Below are 19,671 nucleotides of genomic sequence, written 5' to 3' on the forward strand. Positions count from 1 at the left end.
CCCAAGTATTAAATGTATAATTTTACCAAATGGACAGTGCCACCTTTATTAGGTTGTTATCTTTTTTGTCTTATAGAGAAATAAATAATTTACCGAATAATTAAAATACATTTATGCAACGCTAGTGATCTAATGTACAAAACAACAATCTTTTAGAAAACAGCCTTTTTGATATAATAATAGCAAAATGACGTAAAAAAAGCAGGATTGCTCCTGCTTTTAATATTACCTGCGTAATCCGAGTTTTTGAATCAAGTCACGATAACGCGTAACATCTTTTTTACGTAAATAATTCAATAAATTACGGCGTTTACCAACCATTTTCAAAAGACCACGACGTGAATGATGATCTTTTTTATGCGTACGTAAATGATCATTTAATGTAGTAATTTCTTCTGTAAGCACAGCAATCTGCACTTCAGGAGAACCCGTATCATTATCATGAACCTTATGCTCGTTAATAATCTCATTTTTACGTTCTTTCGTTATAGCCAACAGGCCCACCTCCTATAATTTTTAAGATCCCCATTCCCCCAGCAATCGTCGGAGTAAACGTACTGCCAAGCGAAGGTTACGTGTTTAATCGTACATCTTTCACAGTAAAATTGCAAGCAAAATTTATTTTTCGGGGTCTTGAAAAATTGCTCTTATTGTCTGTTCATCCTCTTGTATTTGCTTGATAAGATCATTTACATCATCGTATTTTTCTTCGTCACGAATAAATTGATGCCATTCAATTGTAAGGTTCTTTCCATATAAATCTGCATCGAAATCAAGTAGATGAACTTCCAGTGAGACATCAGTATCATCTGTAAACGTTGGGTTTGTACCTAAATTGGCCATTCCTTCCCACGCTTTTTCATCACCTTGTATATACGTTTTAACCGCATATACTCCCGTCTTAGGCAGTAAAGCTTCTTTATCTATTTGTAAGTTTGCAGTTGGATACCCGATCGTTCTTCCCCGCTTAGCTCCATCAATCACTTTACCACTTACGGTTAAATGTCTGCCCAATAATGTGTTTGCTTTTTTCATATTTCCTTCATTTAGAAGCTTTCTAATTTTCGTAGAGCTAATTTTTTCATCATCTTCCTCAACTTTATCAATAGCTTCTGAGGAAAACAAACCGCTGGAAAACTGGTTAATATTCTGCATATTTCCTTTTCCTTTGTAACCGAAAGAAAAATCAAATCCGGCAACAACATGTTTAATATTAAGGCCAATAATAAAATGATCTATGAATTGCTGTGGAGGTAATGCTGAGAGTTCATTATTAAACGTAATAATATATAGTCGATCCACCTGTAATTTTCTCATAAGCTCTTGTTTTTCCGGAAGAGGCGTAATATATTTTACGTCGACCGTCTGATCCCTTTTTAAAATGACAGAAGGATGTGGAGAGAAAGTAATAACCGCACTTGCCATCTTTTTTTTCTGCGCTTGTTTGACTGCAGTTCTAATTACTTTCTGATGTCCCTTATGAATTCCATCAAAAAAACCAATTGCAGCTGTTGTTTCCGGCAGATTCTCAACTTGATATGGATGTGGATATGTTAAATAAATTGTTTCCATATTGTTCACCTTCACTTTTTATCCATTAAAAATACGAACAGGTTTTATTTTATTCGAGTCTCTTGGGTGTGTTTGATAAATTCCGAGCAACTGATCATGATTAATCATTAAAAAGGGATCGGTTGCTATTGGGCTTGTTGGCTTATCAAGAACTTGCCCGTGCAAAATTTTTCCTTTTTCTTCATCTGTTACTTCGATTCGGCCCATTCCTTTCAGACCAGATACCATCGGCATCAGTAGAGAACGCTCTTTCTGTTCTGCTTTCGCTTGCTCTATAGTAGCAAAATCAACCGTATCTTCTGCTGCAATGGTACAGCTTTCCACACGAATTAAATGAGCCATGTGGGCGGGGTATCCTAATTGCTTACCAATATCAACACATAAAGTTCGAATATATGTCCCTTTGGAACATACGACCTTGATTTGAAATGTGTTATCTTTATCTTTGTCGTTCAATTTTGTAATTTCGTGGATCGTCACTTTTCTTGAGGGCCGCTCCACCTCTTGATTAGCGCGTGCATATTCATAAAGCTTTTTTCCATTCACTTTTACTGCAGAATACATCGGAGGAATTTGTGTAATAACTCCTTCAAATCGCTTTAAAGCATAAGTAATTTCATCATCGGTTGGCGGTGTAATCACTTCTTTTTCCGCGATGACCGCTCCTTCTGCATCTTCCGTTTCCGTTGCTTTCCCTAAAGCTACACGAGCAATATATGTTTTCTTTGCTTCTTGCATGAAAGGTACAAGTTTGGTTGCTTGTCCTATGCAGATGGGCAATACCCCTTCTACTTGCGGGTCGAGCGTGCCGGTATGGCCAACTTTTTTCGTTCCATATATTTTTCTTACTTTTATAACACAGTCATGGGATGTCATCGCTGTTGGTTTCCATAAAGGTAAGATACCATTCAACTTCATCCCCCCATTCTTGTTTTTTTAATGTAATCAAATGGAAAAATCTGACTCGCGGTTACTTAAATCGTGAGTCAGACTTTAGTTTATTTATCTAAATCTCGCAGCAGCGTTTCGATTCTATTACCGTACTCGATTGATTCATCTATTTCAAAAAAAAGTTCAGGTGTTTTTCGTAGCCTTATTCGATTGCCTATTTCGGCTCGGATAAAACCATTTGCTTTAGCCAGGCCAATTAGAGATTCCTTTTTTTCTTCTTCATCCCCAAGTACAGAAATAAAAACTTTTGCTTGCTGCAAATCTCCTGTCACTTCCACATCCGTAATCGTAACAAAACCTACTCTAGGATCTTTAATTTTACGATTTAAAATGTCTCCAATTTCTTTTTTCATTTGCTCTGCTATTCGATTTGCTCGTACATCGCTCATTCCATTCACCTCAAATTAGAAGATAGGAAAAGATCTTCTTATTCTTTGGATAATTAAACATTTTAATACGAAAGAAACATAACGGTTAAATACGATTTACATTTGTTATTGTGCGTTCCAACTCCGTATTTTGATCAATTGTTTTTAATGCTTCTTGAATGATTTTTTCGGCCATTTTACGTTCATTGGATATAGTCACAATTCCAATTTTTGTCCGCTGCCATAAATCATGATAGTCCAGTTCAGCTACCGTAACATTAAAATCTTTACGCAATTTGACAATCATACTTTTTAAAATGGAGCGCTTTTGTTTTAGCGATTGCGTATCGTAAATAACGCATTCCACCTCAGCATACATTATCATTTCCGTTCGATTTCTTCCATGACGAATGCTTCAATAATATCGCCTTCTTTAATATCATTAAAGTCTTTGATCGTGATTCCACACTCGTAATTTTGCTGCACTTCTTTTACATCGTCTTTAAATCGTTTAAGCGCGTCAATCTCCCCTTCATAAAGGACAACGCCATTTCTTATTAAACGAATACTTGCATTGCGCAAAATTTTTCCATTCGTTACGTAGCTTCCTGCAATGGTTCCAATTTTAGATACCTTAAATGTTTCGCGAACTTCTGCTTGCCCAATAACTTTCTCCTCATATTCCGGATCAAGCATCCCTTTCATCGCAGCTTCAATTTCTTCAATAGCTTTATATATAATCCGGTGCAACCGTACATCGACTTTTTCCAATTCAGCTGCTTTTTGTGCGTTTACGTCAGGCCGTACGTTAAAACCGATGACAACACCGTTAGAAGCAGATGCTAAAATTATATCAGATTCGGTAATCGCTCCAACACCGATATGAATAATTTTAATTTGTACATTTTCGACTTCAATCTTTCTTAAGGACGAAGCAAGCGCCTCTGCCGAACCTTGAACATCCGCTTTAATGATAATATTAATTTCTTTCATATCACCTTTTTTAATTTGTTCGAATAAATCATCCAAACTTACTTTCGCTTGACCGCCACGTGATTCTTGGATGTGTTTTTGCTCTCGGGTTTCACCAATTTGCCGGGCTTTTTTCTCGTCGGAAAATACGAGGAATTGATCGCCAGCTTGTGGCACAGCATTTAATCCGGTTATTTCTACTGGAGTGGACGGCCCTGCCGCTTCTACTCGCTTACCAAGGTCACTGACCATAGCACGAACACGACCATACGTGTTACCAATTACAAGCGTTTGTCCAACCCGTAGTGTTCCATCTTGAACTAACAGACTTGCCACTGAACCGCGTCCTTTATCCAACTGGGCTTCAATCACCGTACCAAATGCCTTGTTTTTCGGATTAGCTTTTAATTCTTCCATCTCTGCAGTAAGAAGAATCATTTCGATCAATTCTTCTATTCCTTCACCTTTAACCGCAGAAAGCTGAACAAATATGGTGCTTCCACCCCAATCTTCAGGGATCAATTCATATTCGGTCAGTTCCTGCATGACACGATCTGGATTAGCCGCTTCTTTATCCATTTTGTTAACAGCGACGATAATTGGTACCTCTGCAGCCTTCGCATGGTTGATGGCTTCCACTGTTTGAGGCATAACCCCGTCATCTGCAGCAACAACCAAAATCGCAATATCGGTTACCTGTGCTCCTCGGGACCGCATGCTCGTAAAGGCTTCGTGACCCGGGGTATCAAGAAAAGTAACTTTTTGTCCTGCACTTTCCACTTGATATGCACCAATATGTTGGGTGATCCCGCCTGCTTCACCCGCAGTTACTTTTGTATGGCGGATGGAATCAAGTAATGTTGTTTTTCCGTGATCAACGTGACCCATGATCGTCACAACAGCTGGACGGCTCACAAGATCTTCTTCTTTATTTTCTACCAAATACTTTTCAAAATCAGTATCTTCCAGAATGATTTCCTTCTCTACTTCTACACCATATTCTGTGCAGATTAATTCAATAGTATCATCATCAAGGTCTTGATTTTTTGTGGCCATAACACCTAAAAGCATCAGCTTTTTAATAATTTCAGAAGTGTCTTTATGAAGTTTTTCAGCTAATTCATTTACCGTCAATGTCTCATGGTAAACAATTTTCTTCGGTGTCTCTTTGACTGGGGCCTGTTGCTTGGGCGCTATATTTTTCTGTTGTCTCCGCTGGTTATTCTTATTCGATTTACTCTTTCTTTGTACTCCACTATTATTCTGTTGTTTTTGTTTCGTTTGGTTTTTATTCATATTCCCTGCCTTGGGTTGTGATTTATTTGTTTGATTTACCTTATTGTTCTTGTTCGTAGGTTCACTTTTTTTGCTCGCTGTTGTTGCTGGTTTTATTTTTTCATCAAGTTTCGCAGCCGTGCTTGCCGATATTGTAGACATATGATTGGAAACTTCTATATTTAAATCTTTTAATTTCTGAATAACATCTTTACTTGCTAAATTGTTTTTCTTGGCATATTCATATACACGCATTTTACTCATACGTTCACCCCCGAGTTTATTTAACCAAGTAGTGATTTTATTTTAGTGGCAAAGCCTTTATCTAAAATAGCAACACCTACTCTTTTCGTTTTACCAATTGCTTGAGACAATACTTCCCGATCTTCTTCCAATACGACGAATGGAATTTCATAAGTTCTACACTTATCAATCAATTTTTTCTTTGTTCTAGGACCAATATCATTTGCCAAAAGTACAAGCGCTGCTCGTTTTTTCTGGATATCTTTCACAATATTTTCTTCCCCGACTGAACATTTTCCGGCTCGTAATGCTAATCCTACAATATTTAAGTAGCTGTTTTTTTTCATTTCTGTTTACCTTGTGCTAGTGAAACGAGTTCATCATAAATACTGGCATCAATTTCAATTTGAAACGTTTTTTCTAAAACATGTGCTTTTTTCGCCTTTTCAATAGTATCCATATCCAAAGATACGTAAGCGCCTCGGCCATTTTTCTTACCGGTTGGATCTACAAAAACTTCGCCTTCTTTATTACGGACAATTCGTATTAATTCTTTTTTAGGCTTCATTTCATTTGTTACGACACATTTACGCTGTGGGATTTTTCTTTTTTTAGCCATGTAAACCGCTCCTTATTCGAACAGGTTATCATCTAAATAAGTAGAGTCTTCATCTTCATCTGTCAACAATCCTTCTTCTTTTGCGACTGTTTCACTTTTTATATCAATTTTCCAACCTGTAAGCTTGGCCGCCAATCTGGCATTTTGCCCACGCTTTCCAATAGCTAATGAAAGTTGATAGTCCGGTACGATAACCGTAGTGGCTTTATCCTCTTCATCTACGAGAACGTTAATAACTTTGGAAGGACTGAGTGCATTGGAAACATATACAATTGGGTCGTCTGACCATTCTACGACATCAATTTTCTCACCGTTTAATTCATTTACAATAGCTTGCACACGTTGTCCTTTTTGACCAACACAAGAGCCTACTGGGTCTATTTCAGGGTCAGGTGCATGAACGGAGATTTTTGAACGGTCTCCTGCTTCGCGGGAAATCGATTTAATTTCCACAATGCCTTCGTAGATTTCCGGCACTTCCATCTCAAAAAGACGTTTTAATAAGCCCGGATGTGATCGGGATATATATATTTGAGGCCCTTTACTCGTATTTTCTACTTTGGTAACAAATACTTTGATCCGATCATGAATATGATATGATTCAGATGGTATTTGTTCGGCTTCAGCAAGTTTTGCTTCAATTTTTCCCAAATTAACATAAATAAATCTGGAATCTTTTCGTTGAATAATCCCGGTCATGACATCTTCTTCTCTATCGGCATATTCACTGAAAATGACACCACGTTCCGCTTCCCGTACACGTTGCGTAACTACTTGCTTTGCTGCTTGTGCCGCGATCCGGCCAAAATCTTTCGGTGTAATTTCCACCTCGACCACATCATCAATTTCATAATTTGGATCAATATCTTGTGCTTCTTCCAACGATATCTCTTCCTGATTATTTTCAATTTCTTCTACAACTGTTTTTCTGGAATACACTTTCATTGAACCTTCATTTTCATTCAAAGCAACACGTACGTTTGTCGCTGACTTGAAGTTTTTCTTATAAGCTGAAATTAAGGCTGCTTCAAGAGCTTCCAATAAAATTTCTTTATCGATCCCTTTCTCTTTTTCCAAAAAATTAATTGCATCGAACAATTGATTGCTCACTCTTTTCTCCCCCTTTAAAACACGACAGCAAGTCTAGCATGGGCGATTTTATCGTATGGAATTTCAACTTGCTTTTTTTGTGTTTTTAATTTGTATTCAATTGTTGCGGAATCATTGATAAACGCTTTTAATGTACCTTCATATTCTTTTTCTCCGTTAAGAGGTGCGTATAATTTAATATATACATGATTGTTTACATTTTTAATGAAGTCATCTTTCGTTTTTAATGGACGTTCCGCTCCCGGAGAGGATACTTCAAGAAAATAAGTACCTTTAATCGGGTCCAATTCATCCAACTTCGCGCTTAACTGCTCGGAAACTTGGCCGCATTCGGTAATATCCAAACCTTCCTCTTTATCAATATAAACACGTAAAAACCAATTTTTTGCTTCTTTTACATATTCAACATCAACCAGTTCCAATCCTTTTTCTGTTAAAATAGGCTGCACTAGTTCTTCTGTAATATCTATAATTTTTGAACTCAAGTTAGCATCCTCCTTTATTTCGTAATATGTATACTTATTATTAACAAGTCTCCAGTTTTTCATTTCACGATATCACGATATCAACACAAAACCCTTGCCGGGTGCTGTGGCAAGGGGGAAGTTAGAAAGCTGTTGTATGAAGAAAGAGTGGGAATGTCCCCACTCTTTTAGTCCGTACATTATGATTACTTACCAAAAAAATCATATCACAAGTATTTCGTTCGTGCAAGTCTTACCTGTTTTGCGGGCTTGTACAGGATGTACTGACTTCGACATTCGACACACGATGTGTCGGTACTTAGTCGAAGATCCCCATGATCAAAACGTTTTTTACCGTACTTTTTGAACAGCCCCTAAAAAAGAGACAGTTGATTTTCTTCGGCCATTCCTTGCAAACAACCGTGTGTATCCAAGTATTCCAGTACCGTTTTTGATATTCGGCTACGTACACGAAGATCTTGTTTGGACAGGAATTCACCGTCTTCTCTTGCTTTAACAATATTGATGGCCGCATTCGTCCCAAGCCCGTCCACCGCATTAAATGGCGGTATTAATGTATTGTCCTCGACAATAAATTCCGCTGCATTCGATTTATACAAGTCGACTTGTTGAAAAGAATAGCCACGTTCACACATTTCCAGTGACACTTCCAGAACAGTTAATAAGTTTTTTTCTTTTGGCGAAGCATCGTTACCTTTCTCTTTAATATTTTCAATTCTTTCTCTTAACGCCACTGGACCTTTAACCATTGTTTCCAGTTCAAAATCCGCGGCTCGTATGGAAAAGTAAGAAGCATAAAATAGGATTGGATGGTGCACTTTAAAATAAGCAATTCTTACAGCCATTAATACATAGGCTGCAGCATGGGCTTTTGGAAACATGTATTTGATTTTTTTACATGATTCAATATACCAATCCGGAACATCGTGCTTTTTCATTTCTTCAATCCATTCCTCTTGCAGCCCTCTGCCTTTCCGGACAAATTCCATAATCTTAAAAGCAAGGGATGCTTCTAGCCCTTTATGCATCAAATACACCATAATATCATCACGACAACCGATGACATCAGCGAGCTCACAAATACCATTATTTATTAACTCTTCTGCATTGCCAAGCCATACATCAGTTCCGTGCGAAAGACCTGAAATAATAACCAACTCAGCAAACGAATTTGGCTTTGTGTCTTCTAGCATTTGTCGAACGAAAGATGTGCCAAACTCTGGAACACCTAGTGTCCCGGTCTTACAATTGATCTGTTCTGGTGTAACACCGATCGCTTCTGTTCCGGAAAATATTTTCATGACTTCCTTATCATCCGTTGGAATTGTGAATGGATCAATGCCGCTTAAGTCCTGTAGCATGCGGATCATCGTTGGATCATCGTGTCCAAGAATATCCAGCTTCAGCAAATTGTTTTCAATGGAATGAAAATCAAAATGGGTCGTCCTCCACTCACTTTTTCTATCATCAGCAGGAAACTGTATCGGCGTAAAATCATAAATTTCTTTGTCGGTAGGGACAACGATAATTCCACCTGGATGCTGTCCGGTTGTTCTTTTAACACCCGTACATCCTTGAACAAGCCGATCGGTTTCCGCCCCTTTATAAAAAAGTTGTTTATCGGAAGCATAGCCTTTTACGTAGCCATAAGCCGTCTTATTTGCAATTGTTCCAATCGTTCCGGCTCGAAAAACATTATCAACGCCGAAAAGTTCCTTTGTATAGTTATGGGCCTTTGGTTGATACTCACCGGAAAAGTTCAAATCAATATCCGGGACCTTATCTCCTTTAAATCCTAAAAATGTTTCAAACGGGATATCCTGCCCATCTTTCATTAACGGTTTTTCACAATTCGGACAGTTTTTATCCGCTAAGTCAAAACCACTAGCGACCGAACCATCGGTAATAAATTCGTTGTAATGACAGCTTGTGCAAGCGTAATGAGCAGGTAGTGGATTTACTTCTGTAATTTCCATCATTGTTGCTACAAGCGATGAGCCAACTGAACCTCGGGAGCCTACTAAATATCCATCTGTCAACGATTTTTTTACTAGTTTATGAGATATTAAATAAATAACCGCGAATCCGTGACCGATAATACTACTCAACTCTTTTTCCAGCCGTTGTTCTACAATATCAGGTACAGGCTTTCCATATATCGCTTCTGCATTACTATAAGTCAAATTCCTAACCTCTTCATCGGCACCTTCAATATTTGGCGTATACAAACTATCTTGAATTGGCGAGAGTTCCTCCATTTTATTGGCAATATTGTTCGTATTCAAAACAACTATTTCATGTGCTTTATCTTCACCTAGAAACTGAAAGGCCTCTAACATATCGGAAGTTGTGCGAAATGGTGTGTCAGGTATTCTTTGTCTGTTTAACGGGTTACCTTTTTGTGATGCAATTAGTATTTGTCTATATAGCTTTTCATGATCGTCTATATAATGGACGTTACCGGTAGCTACTACAGGTTTGTCCAGCCGTTTTCCTAAGTTTACGATATTGGAAATAATGTCCAGTACTTGTGCTTCGTTCGCGATCAGATCACCTAGTAGATTACTGTAATTGGACGGCGGCTGCACTTCTATATAATCATAAAACGCAGCAGCTTTTTCCGCTGCATCTGCTGATTTTTGCATCATCGTCTCAAATACTTCTCCTTGCGCACAACCGGATCCTACTAATAATCCTTCCCGATGCTTTGTTAGAAGCGACCGTGGTATTCTAGGAACACGATAAAAATAATGAATATGCGAATAAGATACCAACTTGTACAAATTTTTAAGTCCGGTTTGATTGGTAGCAAGCAATATACAATGGTTCGGTCTGGAATTTTGATATGCATTCCCTTCGCCCATATGATCATTCAATTCATTATGGTTCGTTATCGCCTTATTTATGAGTTCTTGGACAAATTTCCAAAATAAATAGCCGGTTGCTTCTGCATCATAAATCGCACGGTGATGTTGAGTCAATTCAATATCAAGTAATTTACACAATGTATTCAAACGATGGTTTCCTAGATCAGGATATAAAAATCGAGCTAACTCCAATGTATCGATCACAGAATTTTTCACTTGCTCAATTTCTATTCTTTTAAACCCTTCATTGAGAAATCCAATATCGAAGCTTGCATTATGAGCAACTAAAATACTATCTCCCATCCACTCATGGAAATCTCTCAGTACGTTATTTACTTCGGGGGCATCTATAAGCATATCATCTGTAATACCGGTTATTTCTGTTATACGGGACGACAACGCTTTATGCGGATTTGCAAAAGATTCGAAACGGTCAATAATTTCCCCTTGATAAATTTTAACACCAGCAAGCTCAATAATTGTGTCATATACAGCGGAAAGACCTGTCGTCTCCACGTCAAAGACGACATAAGTCGCATCTTTCAAGTCGATATCTTTTGAATTGTAAGCAATTGGTACGCCATCATCGACAAGGTTCGCTTCCACCCCATAAATAACTTTCACTTGATGTTTTTCTCCGGCAGCATGGGCTTCTGGAAATCCTTGTACACCAGCATGATCAGTGATAGCAATGGCTTTATGCCCCCATTTTGCTGCTTGTCCGATAAGTCTCGCAGGAGATGTAACGGCATCGAGTTGACTCATTGTCGTATGGGCATGCAATTCCACACGTTTATCATCTTCTGGAGCGGTGTCCATTCGCGATGCAACATTTATTTGATTAATATCATTTGCCATCATCGCCAATTCATTTGAATACATATCTGTTTGAATGCGGCCTCTTGCTTTAATCCATATTCCTTCTTTTACCGCACCAAACATAATTTCATCCTCATCATTTCTGGAGAACATCTTTATTTCAAGAGAATCTGTATAATCAGTCGCTTTAATAATTAATAAACTACGCCCCGAACGAAGTTTTCGGACTTCTGCATTAAAAATATATCCCTGAACTACTGCCCGGCGCTCTTCTTCTTGAATCTCCACCATTTGCATTGGTTCATCTTTTACTTCATAACCAAGCATTAAAGTTTTCGGTATATCATGGTTTTCCTTTTCTTTATCTCTTTTTTCTTTATCCTGCATCGTTTTTAATACTAGTTCTTTGTCTTCCAAAGACTTTTGCTCGCGAAATTTTTGCATGTCTGTTTCTTTTGTCTTAACAGCAACTTCCAATACATAAGGACGTGAACCTATTTTTTGACAAAAAGTTTGAAACTCCGCTTCGAGTCTCCGCTTTAATGAAAACGCCTCTGCTTCATTGCGAGCTGTTAAATGCAATTTATTTTGATGTACTTCGGGCGTTTGTTTATGTATTAAATCGTTATATGCCGGGGATAAATTGGATATGGATTGCAGAAAAAAGTGCCAGTACTCACAAATCGTTTCTTCTTCACACACATTATTTTCTGCTAGAATAACAAGATCTGTTTGAGCAATTTCTTGAAATTCTTCTCTACACTTCGTCAACAGAAGTTGATAAACAGACAAAGGCAGAATCGATGGTACTCGGAGATGAAAGATCCACGTTTTCGTTTGCTTGAAAATTTCAAGTTTCTCTAACATGCTCTGTTTAAAATACGTATTTACAATGTCTTCAGGCATTTGCAGTTGTTGGAGCAAAACATTCATTTTTTCTTGTTTTGATATATTCATACATAAATCCCCCCGCGCTGGAAAACTAATTTTAAATATAAAAGCCCCCAAGTGGTTTTTAACTCCACATAGAGGCATCAGGAACAAAAGCGCAAGCGTCTTGCTCACAGAAGAGGCTAATGCTTGCCCGCCTTGGACAAACGCCTACCGGATAAATGTCCTGCATACCGAAAATAATTACACCATTCATTTAAGTAGGCTTTCCATTAGTCACCTCTGCTTTAAATACATTTATAAAAACAGCCGTTGGATATCATTCCAAGTCACGACAATCATCAGCAGCATTAACAAAGCAAATCCGATAAAATGAACGACTCCTTCTTTTTGCGGGTCGATTGGCTTGCCCCGAACCGCTTCTAATCCCACAAACAGAAGTCTGCCTCCATCGAGAGCCGGAAGCGGTACAAGATTAATAATCCCCAAATTGATACTTAACATGGCCGTCCACATTAAAAAGTTCATAAACCCCGTTTGAACGACCTGGTCTGTAGCATCATAAATTCCGACAGGACCCGAAATCATATCCAGTGAATATTGTCCTGTTATTAACATACCGAGATTAACTAAAATGAGTTTAGTCGTTTCATATGTTTGGACAAATCCATATTTAAACGTACCGACAAATGATTTTTCAAAGGCAAGCCTCACGCCGACTTGACCAATTTCATTCCCTTCCATATCGGTTGCTTCTTTGGGAATGACCGTTAATGCTTCCTCAACGTCATCATTTCGCTGAACGATCATCTCAAGCTCTTTTTCCGGATTCGTTTTTACGATGTCGGTAAATTCCTCCCACGACGACACAGAATTACCTTCAATTTGAACGACTTCATCGCCACTCTGCATTCCTGCCTCTTGTGCCGGACTATTCGGTTCTACCTCACCAATCAGTGCGCGTTCAGAAGGAACACCTTGTACAAGCCCCAAAATAAGGAAGATGACAATGGCAAGTATAAAATTCATCATGGGTCCGGCAAATAGTTGCATTGCCCTTTGTCCAGGTGTTTTAGAAGCAAATTGCCGATCAAATGGAGCGATTTGTGTTTCTTTTTCGTCCATGACGAAAAATGCATTCCGGTCTACTTTAAAAGTCAGCTTCTCATGTTCGTCCACTTCATAGCCTTCAATGACAAGGTCATGATCGAGATCCGCTCGTTCTACTTCTATTATCTGTGCATCCGGATGTTTTGATTTGTTGTTCACAATGATTTTTTTTACATAACCTTCATGGTTATATTCAAGTCCAATGTGATGCCCGGGTTTTAACTCAATGATCTCTGGGTCTTCACCGGCTACTCGTACATACCCTCCAATTGGCAATAAACGAATCGTGTATAACGTTTCATTTCTAATAAACGACAACACTTTCGGCCCAAAACCTATTGCAAATTCACGGGCTAGCATTCCTGTTCGCTTTGCAAAGATAAGATGTCCCCATTCATGAACAAACACAAGCAGGCCAAACATAAGTATAAATGCTATAATGGTGTTCACAAGAAACACTCCTTTTATCGGTGTAGAAATAGGTACTTGTTTAGGAAGATGATACTATTCTACTTAGTAACCGGATTTAATATGCAATAAATTCGATCAAGTACAAAAATGGTAATACAAATAATAAACTGTCCAACCGATCGAGAATACCGCCGTGACCGGGTAATATATGTCCGAAGTCCTTGATTTGATAATGTCTTTTACAGGCAGATGCAACTAAATCACCCATTTGTCCAACAATCGATATAATAATGGCCACTGCAATGATTCCCATCATATTAATTGGAAAAGGATGAACAAACTGGAATACAACTGCGGTCAAAACAGTAAGGATAATGCCGCCGATCGCTCCGGCAACTGTTTTATTAGGGCTTATAGCCGGCCATAATTTTCTTTTGCCTAAGGCTCGTCCAAAAAAGTAAGCACCCGAATCCGTTGCCCAAATGGAAAATAGAATAAACAATAAATAATTTAATCCCATAATCCGTGCTACGGTAATAAAGTAAAAACCAAAACTTATATAAGCAACTACAATAAGTATAAAACCGGCATCCGCAAAGGTAAACTTATTTTTTGATAGAACAGTATAAGTTAATAATAACAGAACAAACAAAACAATAAGTTTTGGACTCAATTCATCTGCAAACAGAATAAGTCCATCTTTATCCGGCAACAGCATGAACCATAAAAAAAGAATTGCTAAACAGGTAGGTACAACTAAATGACTTTTTTTTGGGTAAGCTTTTATAAGCTCAACGAGAGCAATTGTAGCCAGTACATATGTAAATAAAATAAATGGCCACGAACCAATTAACAAAATTGGAAAAACAACTACCAATCCTGCTATCGCTGTCCATATGCGTTGTTTCATTAATAAATCACACCTTATATTCCGCCATAGCGCCTTTTGCGTTGCTGGTAATCGAGCAATGACTGTCGAAAAATTTCTTCATTGAAATCCGGCCAGAGCACATCCGTAAACCAAAATTCGGTATAAGCAAGCTGCCATAGAAGAAAATTGCTTAATCGTTGTTCTCCACTCGTACGAATTAATAAGTCAGGATCAGTTAATCCATTTGTATATAGGTAGTTGGAGAACAATTGTTCATCTAGCTCATCAACAGAAAATTTTGATTCATCTATATCGGTCATCATCTGTTTAATTGCACGCAATATTTCAAATCTACTTCCATAGTTTAAGGCAAAATTCAGTAACAATCCATCATTATTACTTGTCTTCTCTTTGGCGTATTGAATTGCTGCTTTTGTATGATTCGGCAGAACATCAAATTCGCCTATCGTTTCGATTCGAACATTGTTTTCCATCATTTCGGGTAAATAAACGTGCAAAAACTCTTTTGGCAATCTTAATAAAAAATCAACTTCTGCTTTAGGCCTTTTCCAGTTTTCGGTTGAAAAGGCATAAAGTGTTAAAATTTTAACGTTATATTTATTTGCCACGGTTACAATGTTTTTTACTACATCCATGCCTTCTTTATGTCCAGCTATGCGTGGCAGCCCTCTCTTTTTGGCCCAACGTCCGTTACCGTCCATGATTATAGCTACATGGTTTGGCGGGTTTTCAAGCGTTATATCTTCAATTGCCGCTGCACGTTTTTTTCTAAAAAAAGGAAGTTTCATTGACATCATTTGTCCCCCAAATTGTCGAGTATCTCTATACGATATCCTTTTAACTCAAGTCAGTATGAAGGAAAAAAGAATAGTATGACTGATGATTCTCAGCATTGTTTCATTATAATACATTTAACGAAAAAAAGCCCCTCTTAAAATTAAGAGGGCAACTATTTCGATTGAAAAGGCGACAAATTATACTTCCATAATTTCTTCTTCTTTATTTTTTGCAAGTTTATCGATTTCGTTAATATAGCGATCCGTCTCTTTTTGTACATCGTCTTGTGAAGAACGTAATTCATCTTCAGTTAGTTCATTATCTTTTTCAGCTTTTTTCAACTGATCATTCACATCTCGACGAATATTTCTAATTTGAACTTTTGATTCCTCGGAAAATTTCCCGACTACTTTTACAAGCTCTTTCCGTCGATCTTCCGTTAGTGGTGGAATGTTAATCCGAACAACATTCCCATCACTCGAAGGAGACAATCCTAGATCCGCTTTTTGTATCGCTTTTTCAATGTCCCCAATAGCCGATTTATCGAATGGCGTAATAACAAGCAACCTCGCTTCTGGTGCGCCAATAGTTGACAACTGATTAAGCGGTGTTGGTGCACCATAATAATCAACATAAATACTGTCCAATAAACTTGGATTTGCACGTCCAGCTCTAACTGTAGCTAGGTTTTTTGAAAACGCCTGTACAGCTGACTTCATTTTGTCTTGCATTTCCTTCATTATACTTATCGTCATTTTATTTCCCCCTAATCGTAGTTCCAAGTATTTCGCCTTGGACAACCCTTTTAATGTTACCCTCTTCCGTAATGGAAAAGACAATTAGTGGGATATCGTTATCCATACACAGAGAAGAGGCAGTGGAGTCCATTACTTCCAGTCCTTCATTCAGCATTTCCATATAAGAAAGTTTATCATATTTTTGGGCATCTTTGTTTCGTTTTGGATCGTCCGTATAAACACCGTCTACATTATTTTTTGCCATTAATATGACATCTGCTTCAATTTCAGCTGCACGTAAGGCTGCAGTTGTATCAGTCGAAAAATATGGGTTTCCAGTACCGGCTGCAAAGATGACGACACGCTTTTTTTCCAAATGACGAATTGCTTTTCTTCTTATGTAAGGTTCAGCCACTTGGCGCATTTCGATTGAGGCTTGTACTCTTGTCTGAATCCCCATTGTTTCCAAACTATCCTGCAATGCCAAGGAATTCATCACGGTTGCAAGCATCCCCATATAGTCGGCCGTCGCACGATCCATTCCCATTTCGCTGCCTACTTTGCCACGCCAAATATTTCCGCCACCAACTACGATAGCTATTTCAATCCCTAATTCTGCCACTTCTTTTACTTGCGAAGCGATAGATTTAATTATTTTAGGTTCTATACCAAAACCTTGAGTGCCACACAATGCTTCTCCACTTAATTTTAGTACGATTCTACGGTAGCGAGCTGAAGTCATGGTAACCTCCATCAATATTTTTTATTTTCTTTATTCATTATATCATTGAGAAATAGGGAACACAAAGTGTCCCCTATTCAAATTATGTTAATTTTTCATTTGACTCATAACTTCTTCGGCAAAGTTTTCTTCTTTCTTTTCCATTCCTTCTCCAACCTCATAACGTACAAATGCTTTAACTGTTGCACCTTTATTAGCTACATATTTTTCAACTTTATTATCAGGATCTTTAACATAGTTTTGATCAAGCAAGCAAATCTGCTCGAAGAATTTGCCTAAACGTCCTTCAACCATTTTTTCAATAATTTTTTCCGGTTTTCCTTCACTTAATGCTTGTTCTTTTAGTATTTCTCGTTCACGATTTACTTCTTCTTCTGCTACATCTTCTCGTGATACGTAAGTCGGGTTAGCTGCAGCAACGTGCATCGCTATATCCTTTGCAACTTCTTCATCTTTCGTACCTTCTAACAGTGTAAGTGCTCCAATGCGTCCGTCCATATGAAGGTAAGCGCCAAACGCATCGCTATCTGTTTTCGTTAAAACAGCAAAGCGGCGAAGCGAAATTTTCTCACCAATGGTTGCTACAATGGAATTAATATGCGATTCTACCGTATTTTCTGTTCCTTGCAGATTTTGTTGCAAAGCTTCTTCCACAGTTCCCGGCTTATTGACTACAATGTGGCTGCCTAAATCTTGTAGCAATTGTTTAAATGTGTCATTTTTTGTTACAAAGTCAGTTTCGCAATTTACTTCAAGAAGAGCCGCTGTATTGTTATCAACTTCAATATAAGTCGAGCCCTCAGCTGCTATCCGATCTGCCTTTTTAGCTGCTTGTGATGCTCCTTTTTTACGTAAGAAGTCAATGGCTTCTTCCATATTACCGGAAGTTTCTTGTAATGCTTTTTTACAATCCATCATTCCGGCACCTGTTTTTTCACGCAGTTCTTTTACCATTTTTGCAGTAATTGCCATTATAAATCCTCCCATACATCTTTAATTAATTGTTTTATAGCTTTTTTGAATCTCGCAACGGAAATAATACGTAACCCTTCCTTGCTTTAAAAAAGGTGATAAAAGGCTATTCCCCTTATCACCTATCTTATCCAAAAAACTATTCTTCCACTACTTCTTTCTGTTCTATCGCTTGTTCTTCCTGAGGTACTTCTTGCTCTTCACCTTGTCTTGCTTCCAAAATAGCGTCAGCCATTTTAGATGTCAACAATTTGACGGCGCGAATTGCGTCATCATTTGCAGGAATTACATAATCAATTTCATCCGGATCACAGTTCGTATCAACAATTCCCACAATAGGGATATTTAATTTATGTGCTTCGGCAATTGCAATGCGTTCTTTGCGAGGATCGATAACGAACATTGCATCTGGAATTCTTTTCATATCCTTTATTCCACCAAGAAATTTCACTAAACGTGCTTTTTCTTTTAGCAGTTCAACTGTTTCTTTTTTCGGTAACACTTCAAACGTTCCATCTTCTTCCATACGCTCAATCGTTTTCAAGCGATTGATCCGTTTGCGGATTGTTTGGAAGTTCGTAAGGGTCCCGCCCAACCAGCGCTGGTTTACATAGAACATCCCAGCACGTGTTGCTTCATCACGAACAGACTCTTGCGCCTGTTTTTTCGTACCAACAAAAAGTACGGTACCGCCATTGGCTGCCAAATCTTTAACGTATTTGTACGCCTCATCAATTTTTTTGACTGTTTTTTGCAAGTCAATAATATAAATACCGTTACGCTCCGTGAAAATGTACTTTTTCATTTTCGGATTCCAACGGCGTGTTTGATGCCCGAAATGAACACCAGCTTCTAACAATTGCTTCATAGAAATAACTGCCATCTTTTTTTCCTCCTAATGGTTTTTCCTCCGTTCGGATCTTATTTGTATATATACTGCTTCACCTGAAGCAGCACCATATATCCAAATCACCAAACGTGCGTTTTTAAATATGGTGTTAATGAGATTTACACCAAAAATAAAGATACCATATGATGCTTATTCAATCAAGTATTAACTTCTTTTTCACGTAACATTTTTATAGTAAGATCAACCTCTGTTTTCCCGCAATTCAATTTCTTAGCAATTTCATCAACCGATAATCCCTCGTCATAAAGCTGTAAGATTTGCGATTGTAAAGAAGTTTCCACAAAATCAGTCGGCGGTTTATTACTATCTAATGGTATATAATTGTTAACAATTTTTCTTTGGTGTGATGAATTATTGGAAGCATGAGGTTGTTTGCGTCTTTGTTCTGCTTGTTTTGATTCATTTATTTCTAATTGTAAACTTCGGTTTTCTTCCTTAATTTCTTGTAAATAAGCATCAAAAATTTTTTCCATTTCTTCCGTACTATCTTGTTTTAACATTCGTAGTTGTTTTAACAATTGATAAATGATAACAAAAGTAACGATGTGAAGTAAAAAACTAATCGTTAATAAAAATAATGTCATATAATTCCCTTCTATCTGCTCAGGTCAAATTTTCTTCCCAAATATGGATGATCAATCAACGAATCTTCTTCTTCGTTCTTTTGTCTTTCCTGTGCATCTGTGTCCTCATTTTTAGAATGTTCACGATCTTTTTCAACGACCGCACCTTGTACATCTTCAAAGTCGTTCACTCTTTTTCTGTTTAACTCTTGTTCTTTTAATCGACTTTGAGAAAGTGATTCTTGAAAATGTTGACCTTGTCGCATCAATTGATCTTGCAATTTGCCCGCATCCTGTGTTCGCGGAAGTGCCACTTGCATTTCGGTTGATTTCCAGCTCATAAAATCCCATCCTTTTTATAGGTCCTTTATTAACTTCATTGGAA

20 protein-coding genes are annotated in these 19,671 nt (G+C 37.8%); all 20 read right to left on the reverse strand.

Annotated elements, in window-relative coordinates:
- Nucleotides 1-225 precede the first annotated feature (225 nt).
- Nucleotides 226-495, reverse strand: coding sequence for a 30S ribosomal protein S15 (gene rpsO, locus ACLIBG_RS01300; RefSeq protein WP_439310895.1), 270 nt, complete (start codon nt 493-495; stop codon nt 226-228).
- A gap of 123 nt (nt 496-618) precedes the next feature.
- Nucleotides 619-1,572, reverse strand: a complete 954-nt coding sequence (locus tag ACLIBG_RS01305) for a bifunctional riboflavin kinase/FAD synthetase (RefSeq protein ID WP_439310896.1) — start codon at nt 1,570-1,572, stop codon at nt 619-621.
- Between the two features lie 18 nt (nt 1,573-1,590).
- Nucleotides 1,591-2,484 (reverse strand): tRNA pseudouridine(55) synthase TruB, encoded by an 894-nt coding sequence (gene truB / locus ACLIBG_RS01310; protein ID WP_439310897.1) that lies wholly within the window; start codon nt 2,482-2,484, stop codon nt 1,591-1,593.
- Between the two features lie 86 nt (nt 2,485-2,570).
- The gene (gene rbfA / locus ACLIBG_RS01315; protein ID WP_439310898.1) at nt 2,571-2,912 is read right to left on the reverse strand and encodes a 30S ribosome-binding factor RbfA; all 342 of its coding nucleotides are present in this window, start codon (nt 2,910-2,912) and stop codon (nt 2,571-2,573) included.
- 85 nt (nt 2,913-2,997) lie between these two features.
- On the reverse strand, nt 2,998-3,276 hold the full coding sequence (locus tag ACLIBG_RS01320) for a DUF503 domain-containing protein (RefSeq protein WP_439310899.1): 279 nt from the start codon (nt 3,274-3,276) through the stop codon (nt 2,998-3,000).
- Nucleotides 3,273-5,402: a translation initiation factor IF-2 gene (infB, locus tag ACLIBG_RS01325; RefSeq protein ID WP_439310900.1), complete on the reverse strand. Its 2,130-nt coding sequence runs from the start codon at nt 5,400-5,402 to the stop codon at nt 3,273-3,275. Before infB ends, ACLIBG_RS01320 begins: the two co-directional genes overlap by 4 nt.
- Before the next feature lie 20 nt (nt 5,403-5,422).
- Nucleotides 5,423-5,728, reverse strand: coding sequence for a L7Ae/L30e/S12e/Gadd45 family ribosomal protein (locus ACLIBG_RS01330; protein WP_439310901.1), 306 nt, complete (start codon nt 5,726-5,728; stop codon nt 5,423-5,425).
- Nucleotides 5,725-6,000 (reverse strand): RNase P modulator RnpM, encoded by a 276-nt coding sequence (gene rnpM, locus ACLIBG_RS01335; RefSeq protein ID WP_439310902.1) that lies wholly within the window; start codon nt 5,998-6,000, stop codon nt 5,725-5,727. The genes ACLIBG_RS01330 and rnpM overlap by 4 nt, the downstream gene beginning before the upstream one ends.
- Before the next feature lie 12 nt (nt 6,001-6,012).
- Complete coding sequence (gene nusA, locus ACLIBG_RS01340; RefSeq protein ID WP_439310903.1) at nt 6,013-7,110, reverse strand: transcription termination factor NusA; 1,098 nt, start codon at nt 7,108-7,110, stop codon at nt 6,013-6,015.
- A gap of 14 nt (nt 7,111-7,124) precedes the next feature.
- Complete coding sequence (gene rimP, locus ACLIBG_RS01345) at nt 7,125-7,595, reverse strand: ribosome maturation factor RimP (RefSeq protein WP_439310904.1); 471 nt, start codon at nt 7,593-7,595, stop codon at nt 7,125-7,127.
- A gap of 353 nt (nt 7,596-7,948) precedes the next feature.
- Nucleotides 7,949-12,238 carry a PolC-type DNA polymerase III gene (locus tag ACLIBG_RS01350; RefSeq protein ID WP_439310905.1) on the reverse strand — a complete coding sequence of 1,430 codons (4,290 nt, stop codon included), beginning with the start codon at nt 12,236-12,238 and terminating at the stop codon, nt 7,949-7,951.
- A gap of 231 nt (nt 12,239-12,469) precedes the next feature.
- Entirely contained in the window at nt 12,470-13,732 is a 1,263-nt protein-coding gene (gene rseP / locus ACLIBG_RS01355; protein WP_439310906.1) for an RIP metalloprotease RseP, read from the reverse strand.
- Between the two features lie 76 nt (nt 13,733-13,808).
- Nucleotides 13,809-14,603 (reverse strand): phosphatidate cytidylyltransferase, encoded by a 795-nt coding sequence (locus ACLIBG_RS01360; protein WP_439310907.1) that lies wholly within the window; start codon nt 14,601-14,603, stop codon nt 13,809-13,811.
- A 14-nt stretch (nt 14,604-14,617) separates the two neighbouring features.
- A complete protein-coding gene (locus ACLIBG_RS01365) occupies nt 14,618-15,379 on the reverse strand; it encodes an isoprenyl transferase (RefSeq protein WP_439310908.1) in 762 nt (253 codons plus the stop codon).
- 180 nt (nt 15,380-15,559) lie between these two features.
- On the reverse strand, nt 15,560-16,117 hold the full coding sequence (frr, locus tag ACLIBG_RS01370; protein ID WP_439310909.1) for a ribosome recycling factor: 558 nt from the start codon (nt 16,115-16,117) through the stop codon (nt 15,560-15,562).
- A 1-nt stretch (nt 16,118) separates the two neighbouring features.
- Nucleotides 16,119-16,841, reverse strand: a complete 723-nt coding sequence (gene pyrH / locus ACLIBG_RS01375) for a UMP kinase (protein WP_439310910.1) — start codon at nt 16,839-16,841, stop codon at nt 16,119-16,121.
- Between the two features lie 87 nt (nt 16,842-16,928).
- Complete coding sequence (gene tsf, locus ACLIBG_RS01380; RefSeq protein WP_439310911.1) at nt 16,929-17,813, reverse strand: translation elongation factor Ts; 885 nt, start codon at nt 17,811-17,813, stop codon at nt 16,929-16,931.
- 139 nt (nt 17,814-17,952) lie between these two features.
- The gene (gene rpsB / locus ACLIBG_RS01385; protein ID WP_439310912.1) at nt 17,953-18,696 is read right to left on the reverse strand and encodes a 30S ribosomal protein S2; all 744 of its coding nucleotides are present in this window, start codon (nt 18,694-18,696) and stop codon (nt 17,953-17,955) included.
- Between the two features lie 164 nt (nt 18,697-18,860).
- Nucleotides 18,861-19,307 carry a helix-turn-helix domain-containing protein gene (locus tag ACLIBG_RS01390; protein ID WP_439310913.1) on the reverse strand — a complete coding sequence of 149 codons (447 nt, stop codon included), beginning with the start codon at nt 19,305-19,307 and terminating at the stop codon, nt 18,861-18,863.
- Between the two features lie 11 nt (nt 19,308-19,318).
- The gene (locus ACLIBG_RS01395; protein WP_439310914.1) at nt 19,319-19,627 is read right to left on the reverse strand and encodes a hypothetical protein; all 309 of its coding nucleotides are present in this window, start codon (nt 19,625-19,627) and stop codon (nt 19,319-19,321) included.
- Nucleotides 19,628-19,671: the final 44 nt, after the last annotated feature.

Source organism: Virgibacillus sp. W0181 (assembly GCF_051846915.1).
In the GTDB taxonomy this organism is placed as follows: domain Bacteria; phylum Bacillota; class Bacilli; order Bacillales; family Amphibacillaceae; genus JBPYCR01.